Consider the following 12,857-nt stretch of genomic DNA (forward strand, 5'->3'; position numbering starts at 1 on the left):
ACAGCCACATGCGAGCGCCGTCACGCTTTTTGTACGCGTCGAAAACCCGCAGGTAGGTTATGCTACTGATGCGTAACCTACGGTACCGTAGGTTACGCGGTTCGCAACAGTACGGAACGAGAGGGGTTGCACATGACGGCATTCGGGCTCGACGAGCTTCCGGTCAAACCACGCATGCGCGGTTGGATCCATCTGTGGGCGCTCGGTGTCTCCGTCGTCGCAGGCATCGTTCTCGTCTCCGTAGCCGGCGCTCAGGTCGGCGCCAAAGCGGCTTGGGCAACCGCGATCTACAGCGTCACGATCTGCGGCCTCTTCGGCATCAGTGCGACGTATCACCGCATCCAGTGGCAGACGGTCAAGGGCCGTACGTGGATGAAGCGTGCGGACCATTCGATGATCTTTCTCTTCATCGCCGGCAGCTACACACCGTTCGCCATGCTCGGCCTCCCGACTCACACCGGCAAGATCATCCTCGCGATCGTGTGGGCAGGCGCGCTCGCCGGCGTCGCACTCAAGATGCTCTGGCCCACCGCCCCGAAATGGGTGGGAGTCCCGCTCTACCTGCTCCTCGGTTGGGCGATCGTTCCCGTGGTCGGTGAACTGACGCACCAGGTCGGTGTGGCGCCTATGGTGCTGCTGCTCGTCGGCGGAATCTTCTACAGCGTCGGCGCAATTCTGTACGCGACGAAATGGCCAAACCCGTGGCCCACGACGTTCGGGCATCACGAGTTCTTCCACGCCGCGACGGTCGTCGCAGCGATCTGCCACTACATCGCGGTATGGCTCGTCGTGTTCAACTGACTCGCCAGTTCCACCACCGTCGTCACCGGCCGATCACACACGAATCCCCGACAGATGTACGCGGCTTCACCACCGTCGACGAGGGGTCGATCTGCAAGCAGCGGTGAAGAATCCGGGGCACCCCCGACAACCACTGCACCACCCGGCGCAAGCCGGCGGGCATCGGCCAACAGCGAACCTTCCCCGACGACGGCCACCTGTATCGGACCACGCAACGACGCTTCCGCCACCGCGAGCCAGTGCCCCGCCGACCGAGGCGCACGCTCGAGCGGCAGCGTGGCCCTCGCCAGCGCGTCCGCCGCGGCCTGGGCGTAACGAGAAGAGCGCTCGGCATCGGTCAACGCCGCTGCGGTCAACAGAGCCTCCGCGACGCTCGACGCACCGGACGGCGTCGCGCCGTCCAACGGGTCTCGGGGCCGAGTCACGAGCGACTCCGCGAAATCGGCCGTGTCGAACCAGCTTCCCGGCTCGGCCGGATCAGCGAAGTGGTCGACAGTGACGTCGAGCAACTGCTGCGCCGCATCGAGCCACCGCGCCAATCCCGTTGCCTGGTATAGAGCCAGGAGGCCGGTGGCCAACATTGCGTAATCCTCGAGCACGCCCGTCGGGGCGCCGACAGCCCCGCCGAGGGAAGCGCGACGCAAGTGACCGTCCACCAGGTGAAGGTCGAGAAGAGCGCCAGCGCACTCGGCCGCCGCCGCGATCCAGTCGGGTCGGTCCAGGGCAAGTCCCGCTTCCGTCAAGGCCGTGACGGTCAACCCGTTCCAGGCCGTCACCACCTTGTCGTCGCGGCCGGGCTGTGGACGCTGAGCCCGGACGGCGCGTAGAGCGTCGGAGACCGTCTGCCAGCGCGACCAGTCGTCGGGGTCACGGAGCAACTGCAGTACCGACGCACCCTCTTCGAAGGTTCCGGTATCGGTGACCCGGAACAACTCCGAGGCCCACTGCCCGTCCTCCGCGCCGAGTACCTCGACCAGCTGCGTCGGCGTCCATACGTACGTGAGGCCTTCGACGCCGTCGGTGTCAGCATCGAGAGCCGAAGCGAAGCAACCGTTCTCGGTCAGCAGATCGGAGAGCAGGAACCTTGCGGTCTCCTCGGTGACGCGAGTGGCGAGGTCCGATCCGGTGCGCCGCGCCCAGTGCGCGTAGAACCGCAGGAGCAGCGCATTGTCGTAGAGCATCTTCTCGAAGTGCGGAACCACCCACTCGGCATCGACCGAGTACCGCGAGAAACCGCCACCCAACTGGTCGTAGATCCCGCCACGTGCCATTGCTTCGGCGGTGCGCTCGATGCCGCCGAGGATCTCGCCCGAACCCGTTCGCTCGTACTGTCGGAGCAGCCCCTCCAGTAGTGCCGACGGTGGAAACTTCGGTGCCCCACCGAATCCCCCGCGCGGGACGTCCTCGTCGCCGAGGATCGACCGACCCGCCGCGTTCAGCAGCTCGGCGTCGATGGGTGCTCCGCCGTACGGAATCCCGCCCGACGCGCGCTGAAGTTCCGTGACGATCGACTGTGCCGCGTTGTCGACCTCGTCGCGCCGATTCGTGAAGGTGTCGGCTATCGCTTCGAGAAGCTGTGTGAACGAAGGCATTCCGCCGCGAGGCGTCGGCGGGTAGTACGTGCCGCAGTAGAACGGTGAACCGTCGGGAGTCAGGAAACAGGTCATGGGCCAGCCGCCCTGGCCGGTCATCGCAACCGTCGCATTCATGTAGACGGCGTCGATGTCGGGACGTTCTTCTCGGTCCACCTTCACACAGACGAAGTTCGCGTTCATGACGGCCGCGATCTCGTCGTTCTCGAACGACTCGTGCGCCATGACGTGGCACCAGTGGCACGCCGAGTATCCGATCGAGAGGAGGATCGGCACGTTGCGCTCGCGCGCCCACTCCATCGCTTCTTCGCCCCACTGTTGCCAGTGGACCGGATTGTCGGCGTGCTGACGCAGGTAAGGGCTCGAGGACCCACCCAGGTTGTTCCGCATCCGTGGGTCCATCGCCGCTACCTCGTTCGTCTCAGGATTCTTGCTTGGGCTTCTTCTCGGTAGAGACGTTGGGTTCCGCCGGGCTCGGAGCAGTGATAGCTCCCCGGTCGGTGCCTTCGTCTGCCTGCTGATCGAGTTCGGGATGATCCGGTTCGAACGTCTCCGGCAGCTTCTTGAGCTGGCGGTTCATCGACCGAACCAGGAGGATCACACCGATGAGCAGCGCAAGAATCACCAGCAGGCCGACCGGAGACGACTTTCCGAACTCCGGGCCGGATGGGTTACTCGGGGTCTGAGCAAGAAATTGTGTGGTGCCGAGAACTACCTCGGCGGACAGAGCATTCACTTCTGAGCGTCCTCTTCGAGACCTGCGAACAGGTCGGTTTCCGGAATGGACGTGGTGACCCGCGTCTTGGCGAGCTCGAATTCCTCGGTGGGCCAGATCTTCTGCTGAATGTCGAGCGGCACAGCGAAGAACGAACCGTTGGGATCGATCTGCGTCGCGTGTGCGCGCAGAGCATCGTCACGCTGGGGAAAGTAGTCGCCGCACGTGACCTGAGTGGTCACCCGGACCATCATGTCGCCGCGTTCGGTCTTCCACTTCTTGAGCCAGTCCGCCATCGGGAACGGCTCTCCGCGACGCTCGTACTCCTCCTGGAAGAGTTCGAGGCGCTTACGGATGAATCCGTGCGAGTAGTAGACCTTCTTGATTTCCCACGGCTGACCGTCCTCGGGGAAGTACTCGGGATCGGCGGCGGCTTCGTAGGCTGCCATCGTCACCTCGTGGCACCGGATGTGATCCGGGTGCGGGTATCCGCCGTTCTCGTCGTACGTCGTGACGACGTGGGGACGGAACTCGCGAATCACCTTGACCAGAGCGCGCGTCGACTCTTCGAGCGGAACGAGGGCGAAGCACCCTTCGGGCAGCGGCGGAAGAGGGTCGCCCTCGGGAAGCCCGGAATCGACGAAACCGAGCCAGCGCTGCTTCACGCCCAGGATGCGAGCGGCCTCGGCCATCTCCTCCTGGCGAACTTCGCTGATTCGATCGCGGACACCGGGAACGTCCATGGCCGGGTTGAGAATGTCGCCACGCTCACCCCCGGTGAGCGTCAGGACCATCACTTCGTGGCCTTCGGCTGCATAACGGGCGGTGGTGGCCGCACCCTTGCTCGACTCGTCGTCGGGATGGGCATGGACGGCCATGAGCCGGAATCCGCTCACGTGTTCGTTCACCTCAACTTCACCTGTAGCCGTTGCCGGCAGTTCACCTGTAGCCGTCACCGGCAGTCTTCGAATCACACGCTGTGCACCGCTCGGATTACTCCGGGCCGTTGCCGTCAAACGTACCGACTGCCGACAAACCTACCGACGGCGCGACGGGATACGTCCTCTATAGTTCCACCCGAGAGTTCCTGGCGCAGCCGTGACCCCTTCGGTAATCCGGCGGGACACAGTCAGTTGCTGCACGACACGCGAACTCGAGTCTTCGAGAGCAGAGTGATGAGCAAACCGCTTCCCCAAGATCGGTACCCGAGCACAACTCGCACGGGCAGTCCCCGCAAGTGGATGGTGTGGGCTCTGACCGCTCTCGTCATCGTCGTAGGCGGCGGAATCGCGTACTACGCGTACGGAAAATTTGCGGTCAAGGAAATCGAGACCGAGACCATCTCGTTCGACATCGCCAACGACTCCACGGTGAAGATCCGTTTCACCGTCACACGCGACGACTCGTCGCGTGAAGCGATGTGCATCGTGCGCGCACGCTCGAAGGACGGCTCCGAAACCGGTCGACGTGAGGTCTACGTCCCGTCGTCGGAACATCAGACCCTCGAGTTCAACACCGAGGTCAAGACGTCCCAGCCGCCAGGCATGGCCGACGTCTACGGCTGCAGCTTCGACGTTCCGGAGTACCTGACCAAGAGCTGACCTCGGGACGCACCCACCCTGCCGGACGTTTGACGCCGGACAGGGCGGGTAGTCATGCGTGATAGAATAGCCCGATACACGGTTCCGGGTGGAACCGTGTATTGCTGCATTGACGCAAGGTTTGACGGCAAGGTTGCATCCCTGGTGGTGCTTCTGTGTCGTTGTTCGCTGCTGTTGCAGCGATCGTCGAGGGAGCCCCCGGCTCCGACTACTAGGGAGTGATCGAGATGACCGAGACCCAGGTGACCTGGCTTACCCAGGAATCACATGACAGGCTCAAGAACGAACTCGACCAGCTCATCGCCAATCGCCCGGTCATCGCCGCCGAGATCAACGAGCGCCGCGAAGAGGGCGACCTGAAGGAGAATGGCGGCTACCACGCTGCCCGCGAAGAGCAGGGTCAGCAGGAAGCCCGCATTCGCCAGCTCCAGGAGCTGCTGAACAGCGCAAAGGTCGGCGAGGCCCCCACTCAGTCCGGTGTCGCACTGCCCGGATCCGTAGTCAAGGTCTACTACGACGGCGACGAGAGTGACACCGAGACGTTCCTGATCGCTACCCGCGAAGAAGGCGCACGTGACGCCAAGCTCGAGGTCTACTCGCCGAACTCACCGCTGGGCGGCGCGCTGCTCGAAGCCAAGGTCGGCGACACGCGTGAGTACAACCTGCCCAACGGCAGCACCATGAAGGTCACGCTGCTGAGCGCGGAGCCTTACCACAGCTGATCGGCTGTACCAGCTCTGAAAAGAAGCGCCACCCGACTCGGTCGGGTGGCGTTTCTTGCTCTGTCGGCGCTCGCTGTTTCCTGCCCACTCACACCACGCGGCGAGCCTTCATGCCGGCGAAGATCGGGCCGACCTTCACCACGTCGCCGAACGTGGGTGCGTGAAGCATCTGACCGTTGCCGACGTAGATCGCCACGTGGCCGGGGCCGCCTGCCTGCCAGTTGCCGAACAACAGGTCACCGGGCTGCGCCTGATCCAGCGGGATCTCGACGCCGACACCCCACTGCGTCTCCGAGGTCCGGGGCAGAGTCACCCCGGTGGCCGCGTGAATCGCGTACGACGTCAGCCCCGAGCAGTCGAACCCGCCCATCGACGGCCCGTTGATGTTTCCGCCACCCCACACGTACGGCAATCCGAGAAACTTCAGACCGGCCTCGACGACGCCGCCCACCGCTGCGGCGAGGTTGTTGTAGTCGAAGGGCGCAAGCATCAGGGCGAACGAGTCCTGCAACGATTTGATCTGGGCGACGAACGGAGCGGCGACCGCCTGCTCCGCAGGAACCTCGCCCGACTTGTCTGCCGGAACGCCGCCCGCTTCGCGAACTGCGTCCGGCCCGACGTCGTAGGCAGCGAGCGCGAGGTCGACGGTATCGCCCTCGACCTCACCGGACTTCTGCCAGGACTGCGCTTGCTTCACGAGATCGCACAACCGGTATCCGGTTGTCATCACCGGATCGGCAACGCCCAGGATGTCCATCTTTCCGTCGCCGTCACCGTCCTTGCCGTATGCCGTCCACGCTGCGGTGGTGAAGCGGCCAGGCCCGCGCCCACCTTCCGGTGAGATGTCGGTATCGGGTCCGTACTTGAATCCGTTCTCGACCGAGTACAGCGAGGCGATCACCGCGGGCGTGATCTCCGAGCACAGAGCACCGGCCTTTTTGATCCACGGCGCGAACACTGCCACCGCTCCCACGGGCGCCAATGTCGCTCCCGGAAAGTTGGAGGGTACGGAAGGCACGATTCCCTCAGGTGTGTCCTGAGTTCGTGCCGGTCCGTTCCAGGCTGCAAGTGAGACTGCAGCATTCGAAGACCCGTTCTTCTCGACTTGTGCGGGCGCTCCGAGAGTTCCACTCATCACGCCCAGTGCGGTGCCGATCGACACAGCGATCGCCAGGACACCGACTGCCATCCGAACCTCCGATAAACCTCTGAAAATCCACGTACGTGGTCGTACCCGAAACTTGTCGGTGCGAACATCTACTCTTTCGAACATGCATTCGACACGGCTCAGTCTCGCGACTCCTGTAACCAATGTCTCATTTATCTCGGCGGGCGTTACGCAAATGACTACAGACGCCAAGGCTTTTCTCAGGTTCGGCGTGCAAGCTGAGTCCATGAGCGACGATCGGCCACGACCCGCCCGGGGACGCACTACGGTGTATCGACCCGTTCGCCTCGCCCTCGCAGCCACGGCTGTGGCGGGAGCACTCGCAAGCGGCGGACTTTCACTCGTTTCTTCTCCCACTGCCACGGCACTCGCGCCGGACACGTCGGCTTCTCACACCAAGAATCCCGTAGCGAAGCGGCCCGTCGTGGTCGCCGGATTCGGAACCCCGGACGCCGTCTCCAACGGTTCGTGAGTACTCCGCGCTCGGCCTCCGAGTGGCTCACGTGGGGGGTTCAGGCCCGGGTCGTCGTCACCGACCCTGAAGTCCTTCCCTCCGCGGCCAGCCTGGTTCGCGGGTACCTCACCGCTGCCGACGCCGCCACCAATCGAGATCGTGCCGACTCCGAGATTCGTACCTATGTCAGCGCCGCGAGCAACGTCGACGGCGTCGCCGTGACCCCGATGTTCGCGCACTTCCTCGAAGACGCGTTGGCTGTCGCACGACTGACCGACGGCAAACTCACGCCGACGGCCGGGTCGGCAGACCCTCACTCCTGGTGGAAGATTCGCGTCGAGAACAACCGCGTGTACAGCCCGGACGACGTCGTTCTCGATCTGTCCGCGACGGCCCGCGCCAGTTCAGCGGACCACTGTGCCGCGTCCACTGCGACTCTTCTCGGGTGTGGCGTGCTGGTCGGCCTCGGCGGGGACATCGCGGTTGCCGGCCCGGCGCCGGAAGACGGCTGGCAGATTCAGGTGCAAGACCTGCCCGGCGACCCGACCTGCCAGGTAGCACTTCCGTCCGACTGCGGGATCGCCACGGCCAGCACCGTCAAGCCACTGCACCGCGAATCGACGGCGACGCCGATGTGGCGCACGGTGTCGGTGATTGCATCCTCCTGCGCCCAGGCCGCCGCATTCAGTCGGGTTGCGGTCGGCATGGGCGGTTCGGCCATCGACTGGCTACATCAACTCGACGTACCCGCCAGGCTGGTCGACCAGGAGTACCGCGTGACGGTTCTGGGCGGCTGGCCTGACGAGTAACTCGCCTCAGTTCTGCAGTCGTACTGCGTAACCGGCGCGGTCGAAGGCCGTCAGAAGTTCCGCCTTGTTGTCCGGACCACGCGTCTCGACGGTGAGGAAGACTTCCACTTCGTCGAGTGCAAGTTCGCCACCGGTACGGGAATGGATGACATCGACCACGCTGGCGCCGTTCGCTCGAACCACTTCGAGCAACGAGACCAGTGCGCCCGGCCGATCGTCGATGGTGATGTGAACTCCGAGGAACCGTCCGGCCGCTCGCAGACCGTGCGAGATGACGTGCGTGAGAAGTAGCGGATCGATGTTGCCGCCGGAAAGCACGGCGCACACCGGCCCTGTCAGTCCCAGCTCCTCCGGAGTACAGGTCATCAAGGCCGCGACGGCCGCGACGCCGGCCGGTTCGACGATGAGCTTGGCGCGTTCGAGGCACAGCAGGAGCGCTTTGGACAGCGCTTCCTCGCTGACCGTCACCACGGCGTCGACATGGGCGGCAACTTCGGCGAACGGAACCTCGCCCGGGCAGCCAACGGCGATACCGTCTGCCATCGTGGACATCGACGCCAAGGCGGTCGGCTTCCCGGCTGCCAACGACGCCGGCCAGGCAGCCGCGGTCTCGGCCTGCACTCCGACGATGCGGACCTGCGGGCGTACAGCTTTGACGGCTGCAGCCACTCCCGCGATCAAACCGCCGCCGCCGGTGGGAACGAGGATCGTGCCGACCTCAGGCAGTTGCTCGAGGATTTCGAGCCCCACAGTCCCCTGCCCCGCCACGACGTCCTCGTGGTCGAACGGGTGGACCAGAACTGCTCCGGTTCGGTCCGCGAATTCGCGAGCGGCCACGAGCGCTTCGTCGACAGTCGAACCGTGCAGGTGGACCTGAGCTCCATATGCCTTGGTGGCCACCAACTTCGGCAGCGGCGCACCCGTCGGCATGAAGACGGTCGACTTGATTCCCAATTCTGTTGCAGACCAGGCAACTCCCTGCGCATGGTTACCGGCACTGGCCGCCACCACGCCCGCTGCCCGTTCCTCTGCGGAAAGATTGGCAATGCGGTTGTACGCACCGCGCGGTTTGAAAGAGCCGGTGCGCTGCAGGTTTTCACATTTCAAGCTCACGGCGAAGCCGGTGGTTTCGGACAACACTCGCGAGGCCACGACCGGGGTGCGTCGCATGACCGGGGCGAGCAGTTGCTGTGCAGCCTTTATCTGTTCGAGATTCACGCATGCCTCCAGAAAGTGCGCCTCCACACCCTCGTGAGGTGTGAAGGCGCACTGCAGATTCGAAGTCGAATTACTGTAGAGCGAAGATCAGGACAGCGCTTGCTCGATGTCGCCGACCAGATCGGAGGCGTCTTCGATGCCGACCGACAGGCGAACCAGATCGTCGGGAACCTCGAGAGCGGAACCGGCCGTCGAGGCGTGGGTCATCGCACCGGGGAATTCGATGAGGGATTCGACTCCGCCGAGAGATTCTGCCAGCGTGAAGATCTCGGTGCGCGAGCACAGGTCGAGAGCTGCCGCCTTGCCGCCCTTGAGGCGGACGGAGATCATGCCGCCGAAGCGTCGCATCTGCTTGGCCGCGACCTTGTGCGACGGATGCGAAGCCAGTCCGGGGTAGATGACGCCGGCAACCGCGGGGTGGCCGTCGAGCAATTCGACGACCTTCTCCGCGTTGTCACTGTGACGCTCCATGCGCAGCGCCAGTGTCTTGATTCCGCGCAACGTCAGGAACGCGTCGAACGGGCCGGGAACGCCGCCGGATCCGTTCTGCAGGAAGGCAAACGCGGTGTCCAGTTCTTCGTCGTTGCAGACGAGAGCGCCACCGACCACGTCGGAGTGTCCGCCGATGTACTTGGTCGTGGAGTGCAGCGCGATGTCGGCACCGAGCTGCAGCGGCTGCTGCAGGTACGGCGAGGCGAAGGTGTTGTCCACCACGATCTTTGCGTTGCCCTCGTGGGCGACCTCGGCAAGGAGCTCGATGTCACCGATATTGAGCAGCGGGTTCGTGGGCGTCTCGACCCAGACCAGCTTGGTGTTGGACTTCATCGCCGCGCGCACCGCATCGACGTCGGACACCGGAGCCGGGGTGTACTCGATCCCCCACTGCGTGAAGACCTTGTCGATGAGGCGGAAGGTTCCGCCGTACGCGTCGTCGGGGATGACCAGGTGATCGCCCGGTCGAAGTACCGAACGGAGCAGGCAGTCGGTGGCCGCCATTCCCGAACTGAACGCTCGGCCGTAGGTTCCGGATTCGAGCGCTGCGAGGTTCGCCTCGAGTGGGCGACGGGTGGGGTTACCCGTTCGCGCGTACTCGAAGCCACTGCGCATTCCACCGACGCCGTCCTGGGCGAAGGTGGAACTCGCGTAGATCGGCACGTTGACCGCACCGGTCAGCGGATCGGGTTCGTAACCCGCATGCACCGCTTTCGTGGAGAAACCCTGCCAGCTGATGTTGTCGGCCTTGCTGCGTTGCTCACTCATGGTCCCCAGCCTAATGGCGCCGGTGCCGGCGCAGGAATCCGAACTCAGGAATCCGAACTCAGGAAACCCAGGAGATCGTGGCGCGTGATGACACCGACCGGCTTGCCGTCGTCGACGACCATGAGTGCGTCGGTGTCCCCGAGCGCCTTCGTGGCAGCCGAGACCGGCTCGCCGGAACCGATGAGCGGGAACGGCTTGCTCATGTGCTTCTCGACGGAATCCGCAAGGTGCGCACGGCCTTCGAAGACCGCGCTCAGCAGATCCCGCTCGGACACACTTCCGGCGACCTCGCCTGCCATGACCGGCGGTTCCGCACCCACGACGGGCATCTGGGACACGCCGTACTCGCGCAGGATCTCGATCGCGTCGCGCAGGGTCTCCGACGGGTGGGTGTGAACGAGGTCCGGCAGCTCGCCCGACTTGCCACGCAGAACGTCGCCGACGGTGGGGACGTTGGTCTTGCCGTCGAGTGGGGTGCGCAGGAATCCGTACGACGCCATCCACTGATCGTTGAAGATCTTGGACAGGTAGCCGCGGCCACCGTCCGGGAGGAGGACGACGATCAGGGCGTCGGGGCCCTCACGCTTGGCTACTTCGAGGGCAGCGACGACGGCCATACCGCAGGAACCGCCGACCAGCAGTCCCTCCTCGCGGGCGAGGCGACGCGTCATCTCGAAGGAATCGGCATCCGAGACGGCGATGATCTCGTCCGGGATGGACGGGTCGTATGCCGACGGCCAGAAGTCTTCGCCGACGCCTTCGACCAGATACGGACGACCGGTGCCGCCGGAGTAGACGGAGCCCTCGGGGTCTGCGCCGATGACCTTGACCTTGCCGCCCGAAACTTCCTTGAGGTAGCGGCCGGTGCCGGTGATGGTGCCGCCGGTGCCGACGCCCGCGACGAAGTGCGTGATCTTGCCGTCGGTGTCGGCCCAGATCTCGGGGCCGGTGGTCTCGTAGTGGCTCTCCGGTCCGCCCGGGTTGGAGTACTGGTTGGGCTTCCAGGCGCCGGGGATCTCACGGGTGAGGCGGTCGGAGACGCTGTAGTAGCTGTTCGGGTTGTCCGGCGCGACGGCCGTGGGGCACACGACCACCTCGGCGCCGTAGGCGCGCAGGACGTTGCGCTTGTCTTCGCTGACCTTGTCTGGGCAGACGAAAACGCACTTGTATCCACGCTTTTGCGCCACGAGCGCCAAGCCGATTCCGGTGTTGCCCGAGGTCGGCTCGACGATGGTGCCGCCCGGCTTCAGTTCACCCGAAGCCTCGGCTGCGTCGATCATCTTGACGGCGATGCGGTCCTTGGAGCTACCGCCAGGGTTGAGGTATTCGACCTTGGCTGCCACCGTGCCGAAGTTTTCGCCCGTGACGGACGTGAGCTTGACGAGTGGGGTGTTGCCGATGAGGTCGACGACGTGTTCCGCGATGCGCATTCGTCCATGTTCCCAGATGAAAGAAAACGGTGCGCGCGGACGTCGGGCGAAGGTGGTGCAATCCGGCTAGATTGGCAAGTGTGAGTCGAACCGGACTGAAAGCGTCGGTGGCCACGGTGGTGGCCGGATCGAGTGCAGGCACGCTCTCCTGGTTGGGCTACAACTATCTGATGTCGCAGGCGGGGGCGGCCCGCGGGGTGATCGGTCGCAATATCGCCAAGCCACCCGAGGCGGACGGGGTGTACGCGCCCGGCGCCGACAACCCGGAACTCTGGTGGCGGGCCGTGCCCTTCGATCTCCACTTGATGATCTTCGGCGATTCGTCTGCGGCCGGCGTCGGCGCGCTGACGGCCTCGGAAGTACCGGGTGTTCAGGTCGCGAAGCTGCTTGCGAGTGAAACCGGGAAGCGAATCCGTTTGAGCACCAAGGCCATCGGGGGCGCCACCTCCCGCGGGTTGAGTGGGCAGGTCGACGCCATGTTCGTCGCCGGTCCTCCCCCGGACGCTGCGGTGATCCTGATCGGCGCCAACGACGTCACCGCCAAGAACGCGATTCACGCGTCGGCTAAACGCCTCGGCGACGCGGTTCGACGCTTACGCGAGAGCGGCGCCGTCGTTGTTGTCGGCACCTGCCCGGATCTAGGGGTGGTCACGGCGATCCCGCAACCTCTGCGCTCCGTGGTGCGCGAATGGGGCCATCGCCTCGCACTCGCCCAGGCGGCCGCGACCAGAAACGCCGGGGGTCATCCCGTTCCACTGGCCGACCTGCTGGCCAAGGAATTCCTGGCCTCGCCCGACACGATGTTCTCGGCCGACCGTTTCCATCCGTCCGCGGCCGGATACGAACTCGCGGCGAAGCAGATCGTCCCGGTTCTCGCGTCGGCTCTGGGTGAATGGCAGGGTGGCCCGCTACCCGAGCTCCCCCACGTTTCAGAGGCGGCGCAAGCCCGCACCGTCGCGGCCCGACTGACGGCGGCGGCAACCCAGTGGAAAGCCTTCGCGAGACGCACCAAACCTGCAGGTCAGCGCCCCGACGTCAACTGAGTGAGACTGCGTGACCACCATCTGGGAGCGGCAACGTAAATTGT

At 64.7% G+C, this 12,857-nt stretch carries 13 protein-coding genes; 6 read left to right on the plus strand and 7 right to left on the minus strand.

All coding sequences use genetic code 11. The features are described 5' to 3' along the window. The first annotated feature begins 132 nt into the window (after nt 1–132). Nucleotides 133–801, plus strand: a complete 669-nt coding sequence (trhA, locus tag M0639_RS20650; RefSeq protein WP_003945269.1) for a PAQR family membrane homeostasis protein TrhA — start codon at nt 133–135, stop codon at nt 799–801. On the opposite strand, the gene M0639_RS20655 is transcribed toward trhA, so the two are convergent. From M0639_RS20655 to mca, 3 genes are read right to left on the minus strand one after another with little or no spacing between them, the layout of a single operon-like run. Further along, the gene (locus tag M0639_RS20655) at nt 768–2,795 is read right to left on the minus strand and encodes a thioredoxin domain-containing protein (protein WP_058037249.1); all 2,028 of its coding nucleotides are present in this window, start codon (nt 2,793–2,795) and stop codon (nt 768–770) included. The two genes, trhA and M0639_RS20655, sit on opposite strands and share 34 nt — an antisense overlap. A gap of 19 nt (nt 2,796–2,814) precedes the next feature. Further along, nucleotides 2,815–3,129, minus strand: coding sequence for a hypothetical protein (locus tag M0639_RS20660; RefSeq protein ID WP_007726381.1), 315 nt, complete (start codon nt 3,127–3,129; stop codon nt 2,815–2,817). After that, complete coding sequence (mca, locus tag M0639_RS20665; protein WP_007726383.1) at nt 3,126–4,004, minus strand: mycothiol conjugate amidase Mca; 879 nt, start codon at nt 4,002–4,004, stop codon at nt 3,126–3,128. The genes M0639_RS20660 and mca overlap by 4 nt, the downstream gene beginning before the upstream one ends. Before the next feature lie 279 nt (nt 4,005–4,283). On the opposite strand from mca, the gene M0639_RS20670 reads away from it, so the two are divergent. Then, nucleotides 4,284–4,709: a DUF4307 domain-containing protein gene (locus M0639_RS20670; protein ID WP_007726384.1), complete on the plus strand. Its 426-nt coding sequence runs from the start codon at nt 4,284–4,286 to the stop codon at nt 4,707–4,709. 227 nt (nt 4,710–4,936) lie between these two features. Further along, complete coding sequence (gene greA / locus M0639_RS20675) at nt 4,937–5,431, plus strand: transcription elongation factor GreA (protein WP_007726385.1); 495 nt, start codon at nt 4,937–4,939, stop codon at nt 5,429–5,431. A gap of 88 nt (nt 5,432–5,519) precedes the next feature. On the opposite strand, the gene M0639_RS20680 is transcribed toward greA, so the two are convergent. Further along, nucleotides 5,520–6,620, minus strand: coding sequence for a C40 family peptidase (locus M0639_RS20680; RefSeq protein ID WP_054782079.1), 1,101 nt, complete (start codon nt 6,618–6,620; stop codon nt 5,520–5,522). Between the two features lie 205 nt (nt 6,621–6,825). Between M0639_RS20680 and M0639_RS20685 the strand changes: the two genes are divergently transcribed. Further along, a complete protein-coding gene (locus M0639_RS20685; RefSeq protein ID WP_153211881.1) occupies nt 6,826–7,071 on the plus strand; it encodes a hypothetical protein in 246 nt (81 codons plus the stop codon). Continuing rightward, nucleotides 7,068–7,862 carry an FAD:protein FMN transferase gene (locus M0639_RS20690; RefSeq protein ID WP_003943281.1) on the plus strand — a complete coding sequence of 265 codons (795 nt, stop codon included), beginning with the start codon at nt 7,068–7,070 and terminating at the stop codon, nt 7,860–7,862. The genes M0639_RS20685 and M0639_RS20690 overlap by 4 nt, the downstream gene beginning before the upstream one ends. Before the next feature lie 6 nt (nt 7,863–7,868). On the opposite strand, the gene ilvA is transcribed toward M0639_RS20690, so the two are convergent. The 3 genes from ilvA to M0639_RS20705 all read right to left on the minus strand — a co-directional run bounded on the left by ilvA (nt 7,869) and on the right by M0639_RS20705 (nt 11,770). Further along, nucleotides 7,869–9,032, minus strand: a complete 1,164-nt coding sequence (gene ilvA / locus M0639_RS20695; RefSeq protein ID WP_223304414.1) for a threonine ammonia-lyase — start codon at nt 9,030–9,032, stop codon at nt 7,869–7,871. A gap of 135 nt (nt 9,033–9,167) precedes the next feature. Further along, complete coding sequence (locus M0639_RS20700; protein WP_003943272.1) at nt 9,168–10,340, minus strand: cystathionine gamma-synthase; 1,173 nt, start codon at nt 10,338–10,340, stop codon at nt 9,168–9,170. Nucleotides 10,341–10,384: 44 nt separating this feature from the next. Beyond that, nucleotides 10,385–11,770 (minus strand): cystathionine beta-synthase, encoded by a 1,386-nt coding sequence (locus M0639_RS20705; protein WP_003943292.1) that lies wholly within the window; start codon nt 11,768–11,770, stop codon nt 10,385–10,387. 71 nt (nt 11,771–11,841) lie between these two features. Between M0639_RS20705 and M0639_RS20710 the strand changes: the two genes are divergently transcribed. Beyond that, nucleotides 11,842–12,813, plus strand: coding sequence for an SGNH/GDSL hydrolase family protein (locus tag M0639_RS20710; RefSeq protein ID WP_042448870.1), 972 nt, complete (start codon nt 11,842–11,844; stop codon nt 12,811–12,813). The last annotated feature ends 44 nt before the right edge of the window (nt 12,814–12,857 follow it).

Origin of the sequence: Rhodococcus qingshengii JCM 15477 (genome assembly GCF_023221595.1) — a bacterium.
Lineage (GTDB): Bacteria > Actinomycetota > Actinomycetes > Mycobacteriales > Mycobacteriaceae > Rhodococcus_F > Rhodococcus_F qingshengii.

Coding starts and splice junctions, on each gene's coding strand:
- M0639_RS20680 (WP_054782079.1), bottom strand. CDS start 6,620: ATGGCAGTCGGTGTCCTGGCGATCGCTGTGTCGATCGGCACCGCACTG.
- M0639_RS20685 (WP_153211881.1), top strand. CDS start 6,826: ATGAGCGACGATCGGCCACGACCCGCCCGGGGACGCACTACGGTGTAT.
- M0639_RS20670 (WP_007726384.1), top strand. CDS start 4,284: ATGAGCAAACCGCTTCCCCAAGATCGGTACCCGAGCACAACTCGCACG.
- M0639_RS20705 (WP_003943292.1), bottom strand. CDS start 11,770: ATGCGCATCGCGGAACACGTCGTCGACCTCATCGGCAACACCCCACTC.
- M0639_RS20700 (WP_003943272.1), bottom strand. CDS start 10,340: ATGAGTGAGCAACGCAGCAAGGCCGACAACATCAGCTGGCAGGGTTTC.
- ilvA (WP_223304414.1), bottom strand. CDS start 9,032: ATGCGACGCACCCCGGTCGTGGCCTCGCGAGTGTTGTCCGAAACCACC.
- greA (WP_007726385.1), top strand. CDS start 4,937: ATGACCGAGACCCAGGTGACCTGGCTTACCCAGGAATCACATGACAGG.
- trhA (WP_003945269.1), top strand. CDS start 133: ATGACGGCATTCGGGCTCGACGAGCTTCCGGTCAAACCACGCATGCGC.
- M0639_RS20655 (WP_058037249.1), bottom strand. CDS start 2,795: ATGGACCCACGGATGCGGAACAACCTGGGTGGGTCCTCGAGCCCTTAC.